The following is a 20,925-nucleotide window of genomic DNA, read 5'->3' as shown; positions in this document are numbered from 1 at the left end:
CAGAACAAAAACTGTCAAAAACTTGACGACATTAAGGTAACCTATTATACTCTTGCCTTATGTCAAATCTACGAAACGTTGCTATTATTGCTCACGTTGACCATGGTAAAACTACTTTGGTCGATGCTTTATTGCGCCAATCTAAAACTTTCCTAAATAAGGAACAAACCGGCGCCGAGTTAATCATGGATAGTAATGATCTCGAAAAGGAACGAGGTATTACGATTTTCTCCAAAAACGCTTCGGTTCAGTATAATGATACTAAAATCAACATTATTGATACCCCCGGCCACTCAGATTTTGGTGGTGAAGTCGAACGCGTCTTACAAATGGCCAATGGCTGTTTGTTGTTGATCGATGCTAAAGAAGGCCCCATGCCGCAAACTCGGTTTGTGTTGCGTAAAGCCTTAGAAATGAAGCTAAAAGTGATTGTGGTGATCAATAAAATTGATAAGCCAGATGCGCGTATAAATGAAGTACTCAACCGCACCTTTGATTTGTTTATAGAATTAGGCGCCGATGATGCCACGGCTGATTTCCCGATTTTGTATGCGGCCGCTAAAATGGGCAAAGCGGGTTTAGAACCAAAGTTGGAAGACATGACCGATATCACCCCAATATTTGATGCGATTATAAAATATATTCCTGAACCAACTGGTGATCCAGCTAAACCATTACAATTGTTAGTCACTACCTTAACCGCCGATAGTTTTAAAGGTAGAATCGCCACTGGTCGCATCTATAATGGTAAATTAACCGCCGGCCAAAATGTGGTTCATATCGACCGTAAAGGAGTGCAAAAAACTTTGAAGCTCACTTCTATTATGGCCTTCTCCGGTTTAGGACGCACGGAAGTTGAAACAGCCACCGCGGGTGATATTGTAGCTCTGGCCGGTGTACCTGAAGCCAATATCGGTGAAACAATTGCTGATCCGGAAAATCCGATTGCTCTTCCCCTCTTAACAATCGAAGAGCCAACTGTGAAGATGACTTTTTCGGTGAATGATTCCCCTTTCGCTGGTAAAGAAGGTGACTTTACTACCTCGCGCCAAATTCGGGAAAGGCTTTTTAAAGAATTGGAAACTGATACTGCCTTACGTGTGACCGATGGACCGCAAAGTAATTGGGTTGTATGTGGTCGTGGTGAATTGCATTTAGCTATCTTGATCGAACGTTTACGCCGCGAGGGTTATGAATTACAAGTGTCTCGCCCTCAAGTAATTGTGAAAGAAATAGACGGTAAAAAAATGGTGCCGTATGATCAAATCTTTATCGAAGTGCCTGAAGCCTACTCGGGTGCGGTCATTCAAAAATTAGGCAGCCGCCATGGTGAGATGCAAAACATGACGTCTGATAACGGTATTGTTTACATAGAATTTATTATTCCCACTCGCGGTTTGTTCGGCTACCGCAATGAGTTTTTAACCGATACGCGCGGTTTGGGTATTATGAATACGATGTTTTATAAATACATGCCTGACCCGGGTGCCTGGAAAGAACGCGATCAAGGTTCACTGGTAGCACACGAAACCGGCCAGAGTAATTTGTATGGTTTACGCAATGTGCAAGATCGTGGTGTTATGTTTATTGGTCCCGGCATTGAGGTCTATAAAGGCCAAGTGGTTGGTCAACACGCCCGATCCGCTGATTTAAGTGTAAATATCTGCAAAGCCAAACAGCTATCCAACATGCGGTCTAAAGGTGATGGGACTGATGAACATTTCAAAGCCCCTCGTATCATGGATTTAGATGCTTCACTCGAATATATTGGTGATGATGAACTGGTGGAAGTAACCCCAAAAAATATTCGCATGCGCAAAATGACTTTAGATAAAAGTGCCCAACGCCGCAAAGAGTTAGGGATTGAGTAAAGAACACCTCCAATCAGGAAAACACCATCCCGCCCTCGATGACTCGGGCACCCTTCCTATTGTAGGAAGGGTAGGATAAATATTAAGATAATTTCTTAACTCCCTCCTACGATAGGAGGGTTGGGGAGGTGTTTCTTTATCTGTGTAGCGGTCGTTTCGCTAAACTAGTTAGTATCCTTTTCACAAGGCTATTACGATACATAAAATGATGCTGCCAAACATACTGCACCAAATTTTGGGGTTGATATCGTTTTAGTTTCCAGAAAAAATACTGAGCATAATAATATGCAATTTGTTCGTAACGTTTAGTATGAAAGTATTGCCAAACGGTGTAAGTGTGCTGATGACCATGATATTTAATATCATAATCGTTCTTAAACACCTGTGCACAAATATATTGTACCCTTTTGATATGATCAAAACTTGATAATATCAGTATATTCTTAAAATTATTTTGATCAATAATCTTTTTACTGAAAATAATATTACCGATGGTGTCTTTTGATTTATTTTCACAATATAACTGTACTGGTGTTAGCATTTTGCCTTGAGCATACTTTTTCATGGCTTCAGCCTCAGTGGTACGAGCTGGATTTGGACACAATCCCCAATAATCACCACTAAATATAATTGGTTTAGCAAGGTTTAAAGCATAATCAATCTCATGCTGCACAATCTCTGGTAATGTGCCATCAGCCGTTAAGCCTTTCCCTAAAATAATGATGACATCTAACATAACCAGACTATACCTTAGTTATACATTAATCGCAAAATAATTGACTAATCTCATGAACAGATTTATGCTTTATGTATTAATAATATTAAAAAAGCCTTAAAACCATTTTTTATGAAAAGACGAATATTATTTTTAGTAAGTTTGCTTAGTGTAGTGTTGGGCAGTGGTATGCTCAAAACTGCCCAAGCTGAAGATTTAATTGTTGACGATCAACAGCAACAAAGTATCGCCACTAATTTAGGTTTATATGGCGGCAGCGTTTGGGACATGGCGCAAGATCCAATTACGGATACTCTCTACGCGGTGGCTAATAATACCCCAAATGGTTTTTTTTATTCGACTGATGACGGTGATAATTGGGTGGGCGTACCGGCCGGATCAGATTATAGTACTAGTTTGAGTGTTGAAGTTGATCCTGCGACCGGTATTGTGTTTGTGGCTTTCGCGAATGCGCTGTATCGCAGCATCGATCAAGGTGTTACCTTGCAAAAAATTTCCGACACTTCAGCCGGAGTATTGTTATATGCCAACGACCGCCTGTTCGAAATCACTGAGGGGGCGACCTTAAATATCAGTACTGACAATGGTGTTAGTTTTGATGTTGTAAACATCGCCGATAACTTCGCCGCTTGGAACATGGCTTATTCATCAGCCGATGCGGCTCTTTATGTGGTGGGTAATAACACAGATGAAACTAATCCAATCGTCTATCGCTCAACCGACAATGGTGCAACCTGGAGTTTGTTGTATACTTTTGCCGATATTTCCGACACCTCATCGTCTGAAGAATTAGCTGTGAATCCAACTAATCCACTACATTTAGTTTTAGCCGGCGGTTTTGATTATTTAGCACGTCAAAGTTTTGATGGTGGCGCCACTTGGTCTGAAATTGCCGATATTTATGCCATCAACACCACCTTCGATACCACCGGTCGAGCTTATCTTGGTTCATATTACTCCGATGATACCGGTGTTACTTGGACAGCCTTTCCGACGGAACATCTCCGTTTACCGGAACACAACCTAATGATTGATATCTTTGATATTGATGTCTTATATGGTGACGGACAAGTTGGTATATTAAAGAGTACTGATCGTGGTGTCACGTGGACAGCAAAAAATCTAGGTATTACTGGTGTAATGGTGACAGATATTGTCCAAGCGACGGATAAAGATATTGTCTGGACAGCCTCATATAATGGTTATGCTAAAACTGAAAACTTTACGGACTCAGCTCCAACCTGGCAATTCCCCATGCTCGGTGAAGCCGGTGTCTCTGTCTGGTTGGATCCGGCAACCCCGAATACGGTGTTAGCTGGTGGTATTTGTTTCCTCTATAAAACTACCGACGGTGGTACAACCTGGTCTGATAACATTTTATTTGGCACCGTGTCTTGTGATGAGCAAGTATCTGATATTATCGCTGACCCAAATGATAACACTATTCTCTACGCCGCTGTCGCCAATAATAATCCGAACCGAGATAAACACGGTTTAGTTCTAAAATCCACCGATCAAGGTGAAACCTGGACTGACCTGGTTGTGCCAGATGATTTGTCTGTCCAAACTTTAATAATGAATCAGAGTGGTGATTTATTTGCCGGAATTGGTGCTAGTGGTGGTACGGCCATCGGTGGCGTTGGTATTTATAAATACAGTGCCGCTACTTGGACACAATTATCCGGTGCACCGAGCGAAGAAATACGCAAATTATTACTTGACCCAACTAACGATCAAATCATGTATGCCTTAGGTGGTGGCAGTGTTGGTGCCTATAAAACCACTGACGGTGGCACCACTTGGACAGAACTGACCGCTGCACTCGACTTGAGTAACTTCTATGCTTTGACTCTACAAAATACTTCTACTCTATATTTAGCTGGCTCTGACTCCAACAGTAAAGCTGTAATCTATAAATCCACCGATGCCGGTGCTACCTGGGGCTTATACTATACCGGTTTAACCGGTGAGCAATATTACTCTTTATTGTTCGATGGTTTAACCGCCGGTAATGATCGCGGTATTTATCTGTTGCAATCCAAACCTGCAATGACCTTACGCGCTAATCAACACAGAAAGCCCACCCTGACCGTACCAACCGACAGTCGTGTCACATTACGCACTAAACTATCCGATGCTTCCACAGGGCGCGTGTTAAAACATCAAAGCGTCAGATTATATCGTAAACTATCATCCAACCATTGGAAATTAATTGATTCTGCCAGAACCTCCATCACTGGTCGCGTTAGCTGGCACAAACCAGTCACCGCTTTAACCAAATTCAAAGTACGCTGGACACCATCTGCCCAAAAAGCCGAAGAATATGCTGCCGGTCTATCCCGCGTCGTAACCGTGCGCGTCGAATAACGGTAATAAATAATGAGGGATTTACAGACTAGGGCTTTTTAGTTATAGTGTTTTAGCTCATTATTTTACCTAGGGGGTTCGTATATCGGTAGTACAGTGGTCTCCAAAACCATTAGGGCGGGTTCGATTCCTGCACCCCCTGCATAGCAGTACATCTCGAATAGTAGCTAGGTAATTAATACGTATTTAATTCTCTGTTTGGATCGGCTCGATACGGAATTACAGAAAATTCTTGCTGCGTGATTTTGAGCGTACAAAGCGAAAAATTGTTAGAAATAATAAGATGTAGTACACTGTGGATATAATTACTTAATAAAAAAATAATCACAAAAATGTTTATGAATAAATCATTCCAATATTTTCTAGGTCTTGGGGTTAGTTTGTTGCTGCCATTGTCGGGTTGGGCGTTTACAGCCGACCTACAAAGCATCAGCCCAGCACCACAGCAGGATATTACTGATATGATGGGTGGCGCACCGGAACGGGTGGTGTTGGCTGGCTGGCTGATTGATGAAGCAGACATTGCTAACGGTGTTGAATATACCGCTGTGTTTACCGTTGACGAAGAACCAGCTGGCGTGGTTGCACCAGGCACAACTATGTCCGTGGATACACCGCCTGTGTACAATGCTGATGCCGGTACCTATACTGTTCAATTTGTGCCATCCGGTATGAAGCAACCTACCGATAGTTCCAGTCCAGAGAATATCGCGGTGGTGGCATTAGTTGGTGTAGCAGATAATGCCGCTGGTGAAGATGGTCCACCGGAAGAAATGAAAGGTTTTTGGCTATCCACCAATGTTCAAGATTGGGCCTTGATTCCACCATCACCAGATCAAGCCACTCCGGCGTTTGGTTATTCACTGGTTGGTCCAGTAGGTAAGACTGGTTCAATGACCGTTTTCATGCCAGATGGAATTAAGGATTTATTGAGTGAATATAGTGGTCAAGAGCTAGCCTGGGCTGGCATGGCGGTATTTGACGGCGACAATCAAGCTTCCTTAGATATTACCGAAGTGACTGGAGGAGCTGTGTTTGAGCTCAATGTGATATTTTCTGAATCTGCAACCACTGCTCCAAGTGCCAAGGCTACTACAGTGACCAAAACGTTAACAGTACAGGAGCAATTGCCCATTAGTTTGGCCGCCAGCAAGACGGAACTAAATAAGGGTAAACAATTCCGCTTATACGGTTGGCTTGAAAATGGGAAACAGAATCAAACTGTTACGGTCTGGCAAAAAAAGTCTGGAAAAACTAGTTATACAAAAATTGATACTTTAACTACTGCGGAGATAGGATATTACACGCAAACATATACAGCTAGGAAAACTGCCAAGTATAAAGTAAAATACCGTCATAACGGAAAAACGATTACCAGTGCCGTCACTACCGTCACGGTGGGTTAGCATCAAATCATATTTAAAAAACTCAACTTTTTTTCGGCGAGCTTAGTTTATATGTTATAGAGGGAGCTCAAATGGAAATCCAACTGAACCACCCCCAGCTTTAATCAATAAACGTGATTTTTTAACGCCTTATCTGAGCAACTACCTCATGGTGAAATGAAAAACTATGTAAGATTGCCCTGCATAAAAGTACATTTCGAGTAGTTACTTACGCAGCTAGGTTATTAATGCGTATTTAATTCTCTATTTGGATCGGCTCGATATGGAATTATAGAAAATTCTTGCTGCGTGATTTTATTAAGATATGCAGCGAGTTTAGCTGCCTTGATATATTCAACATTCAGTATCACTGAATTCACTGATATCCGCATCCTGCAATTGATAAACCCAAGAATCAACATTCTGCCAAATACTATCATTAAATGCTTGGGCTTAGTGACAAAAAAATATGCCACTGGTTATATTTAACTTCACGTACAGAAGGATATATGTTTGTGCTATAATATGAGTAATAATTACTTAAATAATAAACTTATGAAAAATATTTCTCATGTGTTACTGGCAATTTTTGTTGGTGCTTTAACGATTTCTTTGACAACACCAGGGCTGGCAAAAGCCAAGTCTATACGCCAAAGATTTAATGGAAATTCTTATAACGGAACCTGGGAAGTTACGAGTGATCCTTGCCGACCGGAAAATATTGGTAACACTGGTTTTATCATTATTCAGGCTCTTAATCTCAAGAAAAAGGGCGGCTTGAAAACAAATAATGCTGTGACATTTGATGAAACTCGTATGGCTATGTCGGGAAAAGTGTTTAAGAAAAACGACAAATATCGGGTACGCTTTATCTATCCTACTGATGGAACTTATTTGGATGGATTAATTAAAGGTCGGATAAAACAAACTAGAATAAAAGGAACTTACGTCCATAGCTCTGATGGTTGTACTTGGAGCGGTTCTTTCAACGCACAGCGACAATATAACTAACAGAATGCCCTAAATAATCATATAGAACAGCTAAGAATAACCTAGCATTATTACATCAATTGGAGTAGACTTAAACTACTTATTATTTATTTTAATTCTATGGGTATATTGCTTTGGATCGTTTTTGGAGGGTTAGTGGGCTGGATCGCTTCCATGATTATGGGTACAAACGCTCAACAGGGCTTACTACTGAATATCGTAGTAGGCATTATTGGAGCAATCATTGGCGGAGTGCTAATGAGTTGGCTGGGTAAAAGTAGTGTCATTGGTTTTAACTGGTACAGTTTCCTGGTCGCTTTACTCGGTGCAGTAGTGTTATTGGGTATAATAAAATTGATCAAACATTAGATTACACGTACCACTTTATCTCGGCTCGTCTCCCCTTTTATTATCTCTAGACAACTTTTCGCCACACCTAAATGCTCGGCCAAGAATGTAATCACTTTGGCATTGGCCTTACCTTTCTCGGCCACCACGGTGACTTTTATTTTAAAGTGAGTCGCATCAACTGCGCTCACCTCATTGCGTTTAGCGCGCGGTGTGACGTGAACATTTATAATCATGTCTATGAAAAAATCAGCTCACCGATGAGAAATAACATGAGCAGAGCACCGGCGGTAGTGGATATATAAACCAACGTCGCCGTTTCTTTTTGCTTGACAATGGCATACAAGCCAAAAGCGCAAGCGGCGATGCCTGCAATCATTCCGGCCATCATTGAATATGCCAATACCGGTCGATTAGCGATATCTTCTGAAATCGAATTACCAGCGGCCACGCCACTATACATGGTGGAAGATAATAAACCGCCCATATAAAATAATATTGGCGTAAGAATAATTAGGCCAATAGACCATTTACCGGTGGCTGTTTTTGGTGTGTATTTCATAAAATAATTATAACAATTATTTACTAGTCTTGGGAGTTGGAATGAGTTCGAAAGTAGTCTGCTCTTGATAGGTCACATTACCAATCCCAAATGGATTATTCACGGTGCGGTTATAAACTTTTTTGGCAAACACACCGCCTTTACCAATCATTTCCCAATCGGGTAAAACATAACTAGTCGGATCCCCCAGCGCACCGACACGTTCATCATCATGCAATAAAGCAAACTCCCAGGCATTATTTGGATCGGTCACAGAGGCATCGGCCACAAGATCGCGTAAACTGGCACCACATTCCCAGACCAGACTGCCATCCACCGGCAAACTTAAATCTAAAGGCATGGAAAATTTAGACCCGGTGTTGGCCGTGACTATTGAAAATTCCGGAATTGTCAGTGTCCAAGTTTCCGGTACATTAGCCGTACATGGTTTCATGGTAACGATTTGATTACGCGTGACAGTTACTTCGGCACTACCGGCTAGCTTCATATTATCTTGATATGAAATTGTCCCCGTACCGGAGGCTTCAATTTCAGAAATAGTATCGTAGGCCGACATTGAAATATGACTGGTGATCTTTAATTCAAAGTTCACACAATCCTTAATCATTTGATTGATCTTATCACTACTCACCCCGGCTTTCCCCTCCAAGCCCAACAACTGCACCATTTTGGAATAATGCAATAATTTTACAGCTTGAGTGGGATCTTTGTCGGTGGTGCACTGTTTGGATGCTTTAGCACTGGCGTTATTGATAGCGGTGGCAATATCATTGAGGGATTTATCAATTTCGGTCTGAAATGAACTATCTAAACCAAACCACTGCACCGTAGCTTGCCAAGAAATAAATTCATGCACGGCTGCATCAAGCTTGCTATCATCCGTCACGGCGGCGGTTAAATTTGGTTTAACGGAAGCATTGAACCAACCGGTTAAAATATTCTTGATTTTGCCCAAATGATCACTGTCTACTCCGCCGGTCTTTTTTCCGGATGATAAAACAATGCTGGCAATATATTGTTTGGCTTGCCTTTCAATCGTGGTCGGCGCCGGTGGTGTGGTCGTGTTATCTGGCAGTACCAAAATACCATAACCGCTAAAGCCAGTTAACTGCAGTGTGGCTACATTATTGTCTTGACTTATAGGATACAACTGAAAATCTTTACCGTCACCGGAATAAGAAAAACCGACTAAATTTTTAGCGCTTTGCTCGGCCGGTACGGGCAATGTTAAGGTAGCGGGTTTATCCAATAATGTTCCATCTGGGCCAACCACTACACCTAAGACAAACTCCATACCGGACGGTAGATTGGTTAAGGTGTTAATGTTATTAAGACTAATTGATTCTGTACCCGCTAAGGCTTGCTCGGGTAAGTTTAGGGTCGCGGCCGCATCAGTTGATGAATCTAGTTGTATTTCGCCTCCGGCTGAAGAAATATCTTGAGTAACTCCAGCGGGATCAACTTCAGCCGTTACTTGTAAACCTTGAGCATTACTTTGAAATATATTATTGTCATTAGTGATGGTGTCAGGATTTCTGAAATAAAGCATCCAAACACTGACCCCAAGTAGAACAATAACAGCCACTATTATTAGCGGGAGTAAAATTTTTTTTAGCATATTGTCAATTTTATATAAATAATCTATTTTATTATATCTAAATAATACCACGCTGCTACAAAATCAAACAGTTGTCATAAATATAGTCTATGGTGTACTATTGTAGCAGATAATTATGAGGAGGAGTACCATTATAATTTTAGTAGTTTGTTTGAGTGTGATTCTACTGGGTGTGGGTGGTGGTTTGTTCTGGCTTACGCAAAATAAATTATTGACAACCAAAACTCCGGCCGGCACAAATTGTGGCGGTATTTCTGGAATTATTTGTCCGCAAGGGTATACTTGTTCATATCCGGAAAGCGCTACATACCCTGATGCCATAGGTAAATGTGTACCGAAAAAATAATTATGAGTAAACCATTTTTGGTTCTAACTATTAGTTGCAGTTTGTTAGCTGCTACTAGTGTGTCTGCGCAATACGAATTAAGTGCCATCTCTACAACAACTGACAGTTTAAATACCGAGCACATTACTTATCAGCAATATTATCAAGGCGTACCGGTGTTTGGTGGACAACTTAAATTACACACTACTACCACACCGCATCAGCGCATTATTACCGGACAAACCACACAAGCCAGTGAAATTGATGTTGTCCCAACGGTATCAGCTGATGCGGCTAGTAATATTGCAATTACTTTATCCGGGCAAACTGCACCGACTGTTTTGAAGAATAATCTATATGTATTTAATGAACATATCCTTAATAAGCAAGCCCCTGATCAAAATGTCTTAGTCTGGCAGATAGAATTATTTAAAGATAAAGATAACACTATTTTTCATAAATTTTATTTTATCGATGCTCATATCGGGACAATAGTTTTTCAAATCGATGGCCTCCAAGATGCCATCGATCGTCGCATTTGGGATTGTTCATATGGTCTAACGGGCGATTGTTATTTAGATGAATTAGATATCTCCACCGGGTATTATTATGGCCGATCTGAGGGTCAACCAGCCCGTGGTCCAAACCCACTTAATCCGAATTTTCTTCTCACCTATCTATCTGACACCGATAATTTATACACCAATTTGGGTAACATCTACAATTACTATTTGGCCACATTTGCTCGCGCCGGAGCGAATGGTAACGGTGGTATGGGAGATGGCTCGTCGGCTGCTTTTGCGACTACGGCTACAGTTGGTTTAACATATATTGATTATTATTTTCTAAGTGAATCCGATTCCGGCAGTTGTCCGAATGCTTTTTTTGATGGAGCCCGTGCCATGCATTATTGTGAAGGTTTTATCACCAATGATATCAGTGGTCATGAATATGCTCATGCGGTTAATTATTTTAGTGTGCTAGATAGTTCGGGTGCTGCCGCTGGTTTAACCTATACTAACGAAAGTGGCGCCTTGAATGAAGCTAGTTCTGATGTATTCGGTGAAGCGCTCGAGTATTATGTAACCGGTAGTAATGATTGGGTGTTAGGTGAAGGATCGCCATTGGGTATCATGCGCAGTATGATCGACCCAACTGATTACAATTATACCGGTGATAGCGGCAGTGTACCCTACCCTGATCGCCATAACAGCGCCAACTTGTATTGCGGTACAGAAGACAGTGGTGGTGTGCACATTAATAGTTCGGTTATTAATAAAGCGGCCTATCTTATGGCTATGGGTGGAACTTTTAATACTTGTACTATTACCGGCATTGGTCGTGCTAAGGAAGAAGCTATTTTTTACCGAGCGCAGTCTACTTATTACACTACCTCCACAGATTTCAATGGGGCGTACACTGCCCTACTGGCTGCTTGCCATGATTTATATAGTGTGACTGATTGTAAGGAAGTGGAAAAAGCCTTACGTGCGACCGAATTAAACCAAGCCGGTTCGTGCAGTGCTGAACCAGCGGTTGATCCCGGTTGTTTAGCCGTCGATACTGCTCCAACTATTACTGATGTCACTTCAACTGTGGCTGATGGTTCGTATAAAGCCGGTGACATTATTGATATTGCCGTGACTTTTTCTGAAGCGGTGAGTGGCACTGCGACAGTGACTTTAGAAACTGGTACAACCGATCAAACTTGTACTTTTACGGCTAGTGCTGAAACAACTGGCACATGTGATTACACCGTTCAAGCTGGAGACGTGAGTGCTGATCTAACAGTTTTAAGTATCACTGGCACGATCACTGACGAAAGCGGTGATGCCATCACGACTACTTTGCCCACCACTAATTTAGCCGCTAATAAAGCTATTGTGATTGATACTGCGGCACCAAAGATTCCAACTAAATTAAGAATCTACGCTTCACCGCAAAAACATAAACTGATCAAAAGCATCAATCCACAAACTTACACTAAAGTAATTAAAGCCAAATCAATGAAGCCGTATTTTCAATGGCCAGCTGTGACAGGTGTGACAAAATATTATGCTAAGTTTACTCATACAACCATGTCACGATCACAGTTATTACACTCGACTAATCTGCGCACCAATCGCAGTTTGCGGGGTAAAATAACCAATTCAACCAAAAAATATTATTTATACATGTTACTCGAAGATGCCGCTGGCAATCAATCGCGGGTTAAAACTCTGATGCGATATAAAATAAGAACTTAATCATACCTACTGTGTTAAAAAAATTATCGCGTCTTTTGTTTATTCTGGTACTCTCTTTTGTCTTAGTGCCATCATCTATCCAAGCTGTCACATTACCTGGTCCAGTGATACGAATTTATGATGAATCACATAACTTCGTCCGTGAATTTTATGCCTATGACTCTAATCTAACTATTGGTGTAAATGCGGTTATGGCTGATGTCACGGGCGATGGTCAGGAAGAAATTATTACCGCTCCCCAAGCCGATGCCGCGCCGTATCTAAAAATGTTTTCCCTAACTGGTGAGTTGCTCACACCCGGCTGGTATGCCTTTGCCACCGATTTTCATGGTGGAGTAAACCTAGCAACAGGCGATCTCACCGGCGATGGTGTGGCTGATCTGGTGGTAGCACAAGCCTCTGCTGGGCAAGCCTGGGTGAAGGCCTATGATCTAACCGGTCAAACACCGCGCATTATTACCGAATTTTTGGCTTATCCAACATCGTTTGACGGTGGCGCCGATGTAACTGTGGGTGATATCGATGGTGATGGCCACGCCGAGATTATTACCGGTGCCGGCCAAGGGGGTGGCCCGCAGGTCCGGGCTTTTGATAAACATGGTATCTGGACCGGCCTGGCTTTCTTCCCTTTCCCAGAAGATTTTACCGGTGGTGTCACAGTCGCGGCTGGTAATTTAAATAAAACTGCAATGGATGAGTTAGTAGTGGGTCAAGCCAGTGCCGCACAAGCTTGGGTAAAAATTTACGATGCTAACGGTCAACATATTATTAATACCTTCAAAGCTTATCCGGCCGATGTGCAATATGGTGTTACAGTATCAATAGCGGATAAAAAAATTATTACCGGACCAGGCAGTGATGGTGGGCCGCAAGTGCGCGAGTTTAATACCCAAGGTGAGAACCTGAGTAATTTTTTTGGCTATGATGATGAGGCTTTTCGTGGCCAAACCTCTGCGCAATATAGCCCAGAGCGGCAACGTTATATCGTAACAGTAGCACCGGTTAAAAGTGAACCGATTATTACTGGCCCAAAGGTAGCCTTAACCTTTGATGATGGCTATAGTTCAAGCCATGGTTCTTTTAATAAAATTCTGGATACATTAAAAGCTCGTAACGTTCATGTGACATTTTTTCTATTAGGTGATTGGATCGAAGATCATCCCACCGAAATGCGCCGCATTATCGCCGATGGTCATGAGGTAGCCAATCACAGTTATCACCATCCGTTATTCACCAGACTCACAGCCGATCAAATTAAGAATGAAGTCATTAGTAATGAACAGTTAATAAAACAATTTGGCGTCGACCCAAAACCTAATTTCCGTTACCCCTATGGTGGGCACAATGCTTACACCGACGCAATTATTGCCAGTTTAGGCTATCGTTATTGGCAATGGACGGCCTCCACCGGCGATACTGGTCCAAACCGCAATAGTGTTACAGCCGTAACCAATGGCGCTTTAGCTAACCTGCATGATGGCGGCATTATCTTATCTCATTTATCGTCTGATGCGACAGCGGCGGCACTTGATAATATCATTACCGCCATTCAGAATTCCGGTTATACCATTGTTAAAATTAGTCAGCTCGATAGCGATTAAAGTTGGTCATTATGTGAACTATGATGTATCATGTACACATAATTACTTATAAGATATTTTATGGCAAAACGCTTTGGCGCCTTAGGCAGTATCCACAACAAAGTTAAACATCCCCACAAAACCAAAAAACGTTTGGCTATAAAAGCTGCCATGTTGGCCGCAAAAAAGAAGAAGAGTCACAAGTAAACAATGAACAAACTGTTTTTACTCCCTCTGTTTGTTATATTAACTTTCGGTGTTTTGTTCAAAACAGCCCTGGCCGGTGATACGTGTCTGGAGCAAAAAAAACCGTGCACAGTGGTAACACAGGCTGGTTTAACTAATCGGTCTGATATTAACATTGCAGTAACCTTACCGGTTGAAGCTAACCCAACTTTAGGTGGTACAGAAACTATTGCCAATTTTGAAATTAAAATAGTGGATGCCTACACTAACACTACGGTGTATGATGGTTATTATAATCCAGCCCTAATTGGTCAATGGATGACAGTCGGAAAAATGGAAGGACTCAAAACCTCCGGTGCATATCAAGTAACAGCCCGAATGAACTATGAAAAAAAACCTTCACCGTGGAGTGACTCCAGTACAGTGTATACCAGAACTGGTCGCGTGAGCGGCGTGACCGTTGTCTCGCCCGTAGTAATATGGAACATTACCGACCACATGGATGCCGCCCAATTATATTATGACGTCGTTGTGCAACGACGCAACGATGGTGTCACCGTAAAAAAGCTGACGGTATTTGATGTAAATACTGCAAGAATTACCGGTTTAAAAGAAAAAACTGATTACCGAGTAACGGTACGGGCGTATAACTCATTAAACGGTCTAGGTAGAAAATCATTAGCTAAGAAATTTTCTATATAATCATAAAATGTCATACATTATGGTTGACATTATCGTTTTTTATGTCAAAATCTTTGCAAGATAACTTATATAAAGAATAAAAAACCTTATGGGATTCATGGATTCAATGCGCGATTTAGGCAGGCGCCTCACTGGAACAACCCCTAAAATTGCTGAAGTTTCACCCGCTCTTGACACTCATAGAAAAGATGAAGTTCAAAAGCCACTTGAGACTGAAGTTAAAGAAAGAAACTGGCCAACTGAAAAAATAGACAGACCGAAACCAACAGATATAAAAGGTTTAATTGTTGGTTATGAAAAAAATTTACCTGTATTAACAATTAATGACTACGCTAGACTTAGTGATAACGCTGTTAATTCTGATGATTACCATAAACCCAGTTTTTCGCCAGACCAACGTTATCAGCCTGGTACGACTTGGGATTTTAATGGATATTTTCAAGGAAATAATCACACTGAACAATTTCCTCAGAGATACATTATTGACGAAATGCGCTACAAGGGAGCTCTAACTAATGGCAAAAACGTTGAAATAAATATTCAAGGTGCTTGTCAATCTGATGATGGTAGACTGTATGTTGGCGATCATACTACAAAACCGACAGCTGGCTATGTTATAAGCTTTACTCACGATGGAGATCGTAAACTAACACAAGTACCAATTAATTTAGATGTGCAGACTGACCCATTAGCCCGAGAAAAAGCTCGAGTCATTCACGATCAAGTAATTGCTGCCTTGAATGATGGCATGCCTCCTAAAGATATTGAAGGATTTGTTACACAAATGGCTAAAACATTATCTGAAGCCAATGAGAATAAATTCAAGTCCCTATTCAAACCCGAGCTTCCAGCACCGGCACCACAACTTGCCGAAACAGTAAATATTGATGAATTAATTATAGATCAAAAAAATGGTCTTCCAGTTATTTTAAGCAAAACAAATAATGAACTTGATTTTACTGATATGCGTGCTTTTGGGGAACAGGCTGTGGCCTCATTCGATTTTATAGGATATGTCCGCACTAATGATGACATTGATTTCTATATTGACACAATGGTTACCAGAGGACTTTTAGCTGACAATGCTCACCCTGGAATTTCTGTAGCAACAGATGGTGTTAGGTCTTGGCATAGGACGCGACTAGATCCGAACTTGGATAGAAATGTAGAAGAGTATAAAATGGAAATACGCGTGCCTGTCGCACTACAAAGAAAATTTGGAATATATATAGATGATAGTAACGAGTGCAGAAAGGCAGCTAGCGGTGATCGTGAGAGTCAACGCTCAGAATTCTTTGATGTCGATACCGGTTTGAATGTACCTAACGATCCAAAAGCTCGAGAAAAAGCCAGAGTGATGCATGATAGGGTTGTAGATATGGTTGCCTCAGGAATATCGCCACTGGCAATTTCTGAAACAGTTAAAGCCACAAAACAAATTGAGGGTGAGCAAACTGATTCGCCTAAGCAACTTGCCTAGAAAATGAATCCCGATCGCATGGAACCAAGCTTGGTTCACGAGAAAATAGAAACCGCCGTAGAACTCGATCAAGTAGATCTGATTCATTTACCATGGGGTGAACCTCAAGCCACGGACTACAACAATGGTAAAATTTATCAGACAGAACAAACCATCCGTTTTAAAGGAATGGATATTTTATTAAAAGCCAAAAAAACTGAAATATATAAAACCGATCCATCAAGCTATGTTTTTTCCCTAGAGAAAGATACCGAGACAATAGATGGTGTTATCATTATTCACTATGCCAGTACCACTTCTACTAGTACAGAAGTGTATGCCCATACATCAATTATACGTAATAAAGAAAAAGGAGCTTCACTAGTCATTCCTAATGGTGCCGGTGTAACATTGTACAAACAAATGTTAAGTGCCCTACAACAACTAGCCAATGATAAGAGGATACCAATACGACATATCGTTACTCGAATAACAGATTTTAGAAATGACAATCCCTTATCAAGGGATCGGTGGAATGAAACTTTTATGCCTATCTTAGAAAACAATGATTATCAACCTGTCTATCCTAACCATGATTCTGGAATGTTTACTAAAACCTATCAACCACAAATCCAATGACATTTGATAAACTCGACAGACGATTTATTAAAAATATACAACAGCCAGATTTTAATAGTGAACAAGATGAGGGTATCGATTTAGAAAAACTTGATTTGACAAAGTTGCCTTGGGACACAGGCCATGTGGAAAAGAATCGATACGGTGATGATGAAGTAGTCTATCGAGCTGAACAGATTGTGTGTTATGGAGAGAAAAAACTTCCACTTCGCGCTCAAAAAAATGAAAAGTACACAATTGACAGAATGACAGGTGAAACTGTTCTGTCTAGTCTAGACTATTTAGTTATTATTGGAGAAAAAAGTGAAACCATTGAAGGTGAAATTGTGATAAATTTTGTGAGCGACTCAGATCATTCAACAAATGGACAGGTCGAAACATCAATTATTCGTCATAAAGAAAAAGAGGCTGAACCAGTTTTACCTCAGAATGCAGGAATTACTTTATATAAACAAATGTTACAAACTCTCCAACAATTAGCTAATGAAAAGGCTATACCTCTACAACACAGAGTAACTCGCGTATTAAGTTTTCGAAAAGATAATCCCTTATCAAAAGAACAATGGTATGCTAAATTTGTGCCAATTTTAGAACACTATGGTTATGAACCAAAAAATCCGGGTCATAATAATGGTAAATATGAAAAAACTTATCAACCACAGTGATATATTTATAAAAAAATGAAACGCATTGGCGCAGAACCAAACTTGGTTCATGAAAAAACAGAAACTGCCGTGGAACTCGATGAAGTTGATTTAGTTCATTTACCCTGGGGTGAAGCACAAATGGCTAGTGCCGGTAAGAGCAAAGTTTATCAAATTGCACAAACCATTCATTATCATGGAGAAGATATCTTATTAAGAGCTAAATGCATTGAAACTAGTGATACAAAACTTACCATGCAACATTTTGCTTTTACTCTAGGTGATACTAAAGAAACAATCAATGGAACAATCACTATTAATTATGACTATGCACTTGATCCATCTGGAAATGGTCATGTCAAAACGTCAATTAGACGCAACAAAGAAAAAGACACTCCGCCACATCTTCCGCCTGGTGTCGGCATAACACTGTATGAACAAATGTTAAAAACGTTACAACAATTGGCTAATGATAAAAGCATGCCTTTACAACATTATGTCACAAGATTTACCGAGTATCGTCCAGACAACCCCTTAACCATAAATCAATGGAATGAAAAGTTTATTCCAGTCTTACAAAAATTTGGCTACGAACCAAGACATCCTGAATTTGATGATGGTAAGTATAAAAAAACCTACCAACCTGGTAGTGACCCCCGTTGACTTAAACTTCGTCCTAGTGTATAACTACCTACTAAGTATCAACATATATTCATTATGAGTGACTTCAAACGAAGCGGTAAGTTTAGTGGCAAGAGAAAATCAAGTGGTGGATCAAGCCGCGGTGGTTTTGGTGGTGGCAGATCAGCTGGTCGCGGTAGTTTTGGCCGACCCAGTTTTGATCGCTCCGATGAATCGAGAGAGATGTTTGAAGCCACTTGTGCCGACTGTGGCAAATCTTGTGAGGTGCCTTTTAAACCAAATGGTCGTAAACCAGTTTTGTGTCGGGAATGTTTCAGAAAAACCGGACCAAGTGAATCCAGAGATGATTCCAGAAGTGAATTCAAGCCGTCTTTCAGACGATCAGATTCGTCTGACCGAGGTTCAGATCGTCGACCAGCCGCGCCGACTCCAAATTACAAAGTTGAATTAGACAAAATCAACAGTAAATTAGACCAAATCATTCAAGCGTTAGGACAAGACGAAAACTAGTTTTTGTTTTAGTCTATGCTTGGTCGATCGATACAGATATTACCAATATTTGGTGGAGAATTGTACTAATTTTATTTGGTCTGCTAGCGCTTATTTCAATTATTGTGAGATGCAACAAACGCAGGCTTTAACGGATCGCTGAATTAATGAGAAAAACTGAAAACACTGAAAAGATTACTTATTATCCTATCTATGAATCAAACCACAGCGCTTGAGTATTTGCAATCCGGTCGCAATGTGTTCTTAACCGGGCCGGCTGGTTCAGGTAAAACGTTTTTATTGAATGATTTTATTCAGTGGGCTAAACAAGCTGGTAAAAAAATTGCCGTCACAGCCTCATCTGGTATTGCGGCCACTCATTTAGGTGGTACCACCATTCATTCTTGGTCTGGCCTAGGTATTGCTGACCGTATTTCTGAATATACCCTAGATGGTTTAACCCAAAAACCGCACCTCCTCACCCGCTTTAATAACACGGATATTTTAATCATCGATGAAATCTCCATGTTCGATGCCGATAGATTAGATTCGGTTGATATTATTCTGCGCACAATTAGAAACACTGCTGCCCCATTTGGCGGTATACAAGTAGTATTATCCGGTGATTTTTTTCAATTACCACCCATTACGCGCGATAACAAACCGGTTAAGTTCGCTTTCGAATCACACATTTGGAATGATCTTAACCTGGTAGTGTGTTACTTAGATTTAGTCTATCGGCAAAGTGATGATCCCCTGTTAACCATCTTGCAAGACATCCGGCGTAATGCCGTAACCGAAGCTACTATTGAGCAATTACAGGCGCGTCTGGACGAACCAATGCCGGATCATCTCACACCCACTCGACTTTATACGCACAATATCGATGTTGATACGGTAAACATGGCTGAATTGAATAAATTGCCCGGCGAGCAAAAACATTTTCAAATGACTAGTACTGGCAAGAAAGATCAAGTGGCACAACTAAAAAAATACTGTTTAGCTCCAGAAGAACTGGCTGTCAAAAAAGGAGCCGCCATTATGTGTATTAAAAATAATCCGAAATCTGGTTATGTGAATGGCACGTTAGGTACCGTGATCGACTTTGATAATGATTCGGTCGAAATTCAAACCGCCCAAAAAAAAGTGATCAGACTTTACCCAGAAAGTTGGATAATTGAACACGATGGCAAAAAGATTGCCCAGATTTGTCAGCTACCGTTAAGGTTAGCTTGGGCTATTACTGTGCATAAAAGTCAGGGCATGACGCTCGATGAAGTTGAAGTAGATTTATCCAAATCGTTTGCTCCCGGTATGGGTTATGTGGCTCTATCCCGAGTGCGCACCTTAGCCGGTCTTTATTTACGCGGTATAAATCAGAAAGCCTTGTTCGTTGATCCTAGAATTACGGAGCAGGATTTATTATTTCTTGAAATTTCTAAAACCTTTGAAGCTACTTGACTTTTTGCGAACCTTGTGGTACACCATCAGCAATAATAGTGTCACTATTTTATTAGTAACGGTAACGGAAAATTTATGAAAAGAATTCTACTAGCGATTTTTCTTATTTTGCCTTCAGTCACCTTGGCGCAAGATACATATAGTTTATCTACTTTTCAGGAATTTACCGGTGAAGCCCTGAACGATTACACTGGCAATACTGTGGCTTCCGCTGGTGATGTTAATGGTGATGGTTATGATGACGTTATTGTAGGAGCACTACAAAGTGATGACGGTGGTGCCTCAAATACTGGTGCGATTTATCTGATCTATGGACAAGCCGCTACGTTAACTGGAATTTCATTAGCCTCAGCCATAGAATTTACTGGCGAAGCGGCCAGTGATTTAACTAGTGGTGCAATAGCTTCGGCCGGTGATGTTAATGGTGATGGTTATGATGATATTTTAGTAGGATCAATTAGTAATGATGCGGCGGCCAAAAATGCTGGTGCAGTTTACTTAATTTATGGTCAGGCAGCTCCGATGACTAGCGGTACGTTATTATCTAAGTCAGTAAAATTTACCGGTGAAGTGGCCAGTGATGCGGCTGGAAATTCTGTCGCGTCCGCCGGTGATGTTAATAATGATGGTTATGATGATATTTTAATCGGTGCTCGGGGTAATGACTTTGGTGGT

General features: G+C 41.0%; 21 protein-coding genes and 1 tRNA gene. 18 read left to right on the top strand and 4 right to left on the bottom strand.

The window, feature by feature from the left end:
* Window positions 1-59 precede the first annotated feature (59 nt).
* Window positions 60-1,871: a translational GTPase TypA gene (gene typA, locus WCV88_03990; protein ID MFA6475330.1), complete on the top strand. Its 1,812-nt coding sequence runs from the start codon at window positions 60-62 to the stop codon at window positions 1,869-1,871.
* 136 nt (window positions 1,872-2,007) lie between these two features.
* On the opposite strand, the gene WCV88_03985 is transcribed toward typA, so the two are convergent.
* Window positions 2,008-2,607 carry a YdcF family protein gene (locus tag WCV88_03985; GenBank protein MFA6475329.1) on the bottom strand — a complete coding sequence of 200 codons (600 nt, stop codon included), beginning with the start codon at window positions 2,605-2,607 and terminating at the stop codon, window positions 2,008-2,010.
* Between the two features lie 111 nt (window positions 2,608-2,718).
* Here WCV88_03985 and WCV88_03980 point away from each other — a divergent pair, with 111 nt between their 5' ends.
* From WCV88_03980 to WCV88_03960, 5 genes are all read left to right on the top strand, one after another.
* Window positions 2,719-4,974, top strand: coding sequence for a hypothetical protein (locus WCV88_03980; GenBank protein ID MFA6475328.1), 2,256 nt, complete (start codon window positions 2,719-2,721; stop codon window positions 4,972-4,974).
* A 71-nt stretch (window positions 4,975-5,045) separates the two neighbouring features.
* Window positions 5,046-5,116: transfer RNA gene (locus WCV88_03975), tRNA-Trp, on the top strand.
* A 196-nt stretch (window positions 5,117-5,312) separates the two neighbouring features.
* Window positions 5,313-6,380 carry a hypothetical protein gene (locus tag WCV88_03970; protein MFA6475327.1) on the top strand — a complete coding sequence of 356 codons (1,068 nt, stop codon included), beginning with the start codon at window positions 5,313-5,315 and terminating at the stop codon, window positions 6,378-6,380.
* 504 nt (window positions 6,381-6,884) lie between these two features.
* Entirely contained in the window at window positions 6,885-7,370 is a 486-nt protein-coding gene (locus WCV88_03965; protein MFA6475326.1) for a hypothetical protein, read from the top strand.
* 99 nt (window positions 7,371-7,469) lie between these two features.
* Entirely contained in the window at window positions 7,470-7,718 is a 249-nt protein-coding gene (locus WCV88_03960) for a GlsB/YeaQ/YmgE family stress response membrane protein (GenBank protein ID MFA6475325.1), read from the top strand.
* Here the strand turns inward: WCV88_03960 and WCV88_03955 are convergent.
* The 3 genes from WCV88_03955 to WCV88_03945 are packed head-to-tail and all read right to left on the bottom strand — an operon-like array spanning window position 7,715 to window position 9,877.
* The gene (locus WCV88_03955) at window positions 7,715-7,933 is read right to left on the bottom strand and encodes a DUF167 domain-containing protein (protein ID MFA6475324.1); all 219 of its coding nucleotides are present in this window, start codon (window positions 7,931-7,933) and stop codon (window positions 7,715-7,717) included. The genes WCV88_03960 and WCV88_03955 overlap by 4 nt on opposite strands.
* 2 nt (window positions 7,934-7,935) lie before the next feature.
* Window positions 7,936-8,259, bottom strand: coding sequence for a hypothetical protein (locus WCV88_03950; protein MFA6475323.1), 324 nt, complete (start codon window positions 8,257-8,259; stop codon window positions 7,936-7,938).
* Window positions 8,260-8,275: 16 nt separating this feature from the next.
* Window positions 8,276-9,877 carry a hypothetical protein gene (locus tag WCV88_03945; GenBank protein ID MFA6475322.1) on the bottom strand — a complete coding sequence of 534 codons (1,602 nt, stop codon included), beginning with the start codon at window positions 9,875-9,877 and terminating at the stop codon, window positions 8,276-8,278.
* 157 nt (window positions 9,878-10,034) lie between these two features.
* Between WCV88_03945 and WCV88_03940 the strand changes: the two genes are divergently transcribed.
* The 12 genes from WCV88_03940 to WCV88_03885 all read left to right on the top strand — a co-directional run.
* On the top strand, window positions 10,035-10,223 hold the full coding sequence (locus tag WCV88_03940) for a hypothetical protein (protein ID MFA6475321.1): 189 nt from the start codon (window positions 10,035-10,037) through the stop codon (window positions 10,221-10,223).
* A 2-nt stretch (window positions 10,224-10,225) separates the two neighbouring features.
* Window positions 10,226-12,448, top strand: a complete 2,223-nt coding sequence (locus WCV88_03935; GenBank protein MFA6475320.1) for a M4 family metallopeptidase — start codon at window positions 10,226-10,228, stop codon at window positions 12,446-12,448.
* An 11-nt stretch (window positions 12,449-12,459) separates the two neighbouring features.
* Complete coding sequence (locus WCV88_03930) at window positions 12,460-14,049, top strand: polysaccharide deacetylase family protein (protein ID MFA6475319.1); 1,590 nt, start codon at window positions 12,460-12,462, stop codon at window positions 14,047-14,049.
* A gap of 60 nt (window positions 14,050-14,109) precedes the next feature.
* Window positions 14,110-14,235 (top strand): hypothetical protein, encoded by a 126-nt coding sequence (locus tag WCV88_03925; GenBank protein MFA6475318.1) that lies wholly within the window; start codon window positions 14,110-14,112, stop codon window positions 14,233-14,235.
* Between the two features lie 3 nt (window positions 14,236-14,238).
* The gene (locus tag WCV88_03920; protein MFA6475317.1) at window positions 14,239-14,916 is read left to right on the top strand and encodes a fibronectin type III domain-containing protein; all 678 of its coding nucleotides are present in this window, start codon (window positions 14,239-14,241) and stop codon (window positions 14,914-14,916) included.
* A 97-nt stretch (window positions 14,917-15,013) separates the two neighbouring features.
* A complete protein-coding gene (locus WCV88_03915; GenBank protein MFA6475316.1) occupies window positions 15,014-16,396 on the top strand; it encodes a hypothetical protein in 1,383 nt (460 codons plus the stop codon).
* 18 nt (window positions 16,397-16,414) lie between these two features.
* Complete coding sequence (locus WCV88_03910) at window positions 16,415-17,014, top strand: hypothetical protein (GenBank protein ID MFA6475315.1); 600 nt, start codon at window positions 16,415-16,417, stop codon at window positions 17,012-17,014.
* Window positions 17,011-17,679 carry a hypothetical protein gene (locus WCV88_03905; GenBank protein ID MFA6475314.1) on the top strand — a complete coding sequence of 223 codons (669 nt, stop codon included), beginning with the start codon at window positions 17,011-17,013 and terminating at the stop codon, window positions 17,677-17,679. Before WCV88_03910 ends, WCV88_03905 begins: the two co-directional genes overlap by 4 nt.
* Window positions 17,680-17,694: 15 nt before the next feature.
* Entirely contained in the window at window positions 17,695-18,321 is a 627-nt protein-coding gene (locus WCV88_03900) for a hypothetical protein (GenBank protein MFA6475313.1), read from the top strand.
* 54 nt (window positions 18,322-18,375) lie between these two features.
* A complete protein-coding gene (locus WCV88_03895; GenBank protein MFA6475312.1) occupies window positions 18,376-18,810 on the top strand; it encodes a CxxC-x17-CxxC domain-containing protein in 435 nt (144 codons plus the stop codon).
* Between the two features lie 192 nt (window positions 18,811-19,002).
* Complete coding sequence (locus tag WCV88_03890) at window positions 19,003-20,250, top strand: PIF1 family ATP-dependent DNA helicase (GenBank protein MFA6475311.1); 1,248 nt, start codon at window positions 19,003-19,005, stop codon at window positions 20,248-20,250.
* A 75-nt stretch (window positions 20,251-20,325) separates the two neighbouring features.
* Window positions 20,326-20,925 (top strand): integrin alpha (locus WCV88_03885; GenBank protein MFA6475310.1); only part of this gene is annotated, 600 nt, incomplete at its 3' end.

This window comes from Patescibacteria group bacterium, assembly GCA_041665365.1.
Taxonomy (GTDB): Bacteria; Patescibacteriota; Patescibacteriia; order UBA9570; family UBA9570; genus UBA9570.
The sequence above is the reverse complement of the archived record's forward strand: the minus strand, read 5'-3'. Positions and strand labels throughout refer to the sequence as shown.

Excerpts from the sequence above, each read along its gene's own strand:
- WCV88_03925 (MFA6475318.1), top strand. The coding sequence starts at position 14,110 with ATGGCAAAACGCTTTGGCGCCTTAGGCAGTATCCACAACAAAGTTAAA.
- WCV88_03895 (MFA6475312.1), top strand. The coding sequence starts at position 18,376 with ATGAGTGACTTCAAACGAAGCGGTAAGTTTAGTGGCAAGAGAAAATCA.
- WCV88_03900 (MFA6475313.1), top strand. The coding sequence starts at position 17,695 with ATGAAACGCATTGGCGCAGAACCAAACTTGGTTCATGAAAAAACAGAA.
- WCV88_03945 (MFA6475322.1), bottom strand. The coding sequence starts at position 9,877 with ATGCTAAAAAAAATTTTACTCCCGCTAATAATAGTGGCTGTTATTGTT.
- WCV88_03915 (MFA6475316.1), top strand. The coding sequence starts at position 15,014 with ATGGATTCAATGCGCGATTTAGGCAGGCGCCTCACTGGAACAACCCCT.
- WCV88_03955 (MFA6475324.1), bottom strand. The coding sequence starts at position 7,933 with ATGATTATAAATGTTCACGTCACACCGCGCGCTAAACGCAATGAGGTG.
- WCV88_03920 (MFA6475317.1), top strand. The coding sequence starts at position 14,239 with ATGAACAAACTGTTTTTACTCCCTCTGTTTGTTATATTAACTTTCGGT.
- WCV88_03970 (MFA6475327.1), top strand. The coding sequence starts at position 5,313 with ATGAATAAATCATTCCAATATTTTCTAGGTCTTGGGGTTAGTTTGTTG.
- WCV88_03950 (MFA6475323.1), bottom strand. The coding sequence starts at position 8,259 with ATGAAATACACACCAAAAACAGCCACCGGTAAATGGTCTATTGGCCTA.
- WCV88_03890 (MFA6475311.1), top strand. The coding sequence starts at position 19,003 with ATGAATCAAACCACAGCGCTTGAGTATTTGCAATCCGGTCGCAATGTG.
- WCV88_03985 (MFA6475329.1), bottom strand. The coding sequence starts at position 2,607 with ATGTTAGATGTCATCATTATTTTAGGGAAAGGCTTAACGGCTGATGGC.
- WCV88_03935 (MFA6475320.1), top strand. The coding sequence starts at position 10,226 with ATGAGTAAACCATTTTTGGTTCTAACTATTAGTTGCAGTTTGTTAGCT.
- WCV88_03980 (MFA6475328.1), top strand. The coding sequence starts at position 2,719 with ATGAAAAGACGAATATTATTTTTAGTAAGTTTGCTTAGTGTAGTGTTG.
- WCV88_03965 (MFA6475326.1), top strand. The coding sequence starts at position 6,885 with ATGAGTAATAATTACTTAAATAATAAACTTATGAAAAATATTTCTCAT.
- typA (MFA6475330.1), top strand. The coding sequence starts at position 60 with ATGTCAAATCTACGAAACGTTGCTATTATTGCTCACGTTGACCATGGT.
- WCV88_03905 (MFA6475314.1), top strand. The coding sequence starts at position 17,011 with ATGACATTTGATAAACTCGACAGACGATTTATTAAAAATATACAACAG.
- WCV88_03910 (MFA6475315.1), top strand. The coding sequence starts at position 16,415 with ATGGAACCAAGCTTGGTTCACGAGAAAATAGAAACCGCCGTAGAACTC.
- WCV88_03960 (MFA6475325.1), top strand. The coding sequence starts at position 7,470 with ATGGGTATATTGCTTTGGATCGTTTTTGGAGGGTTAGTGGGCTGGATC.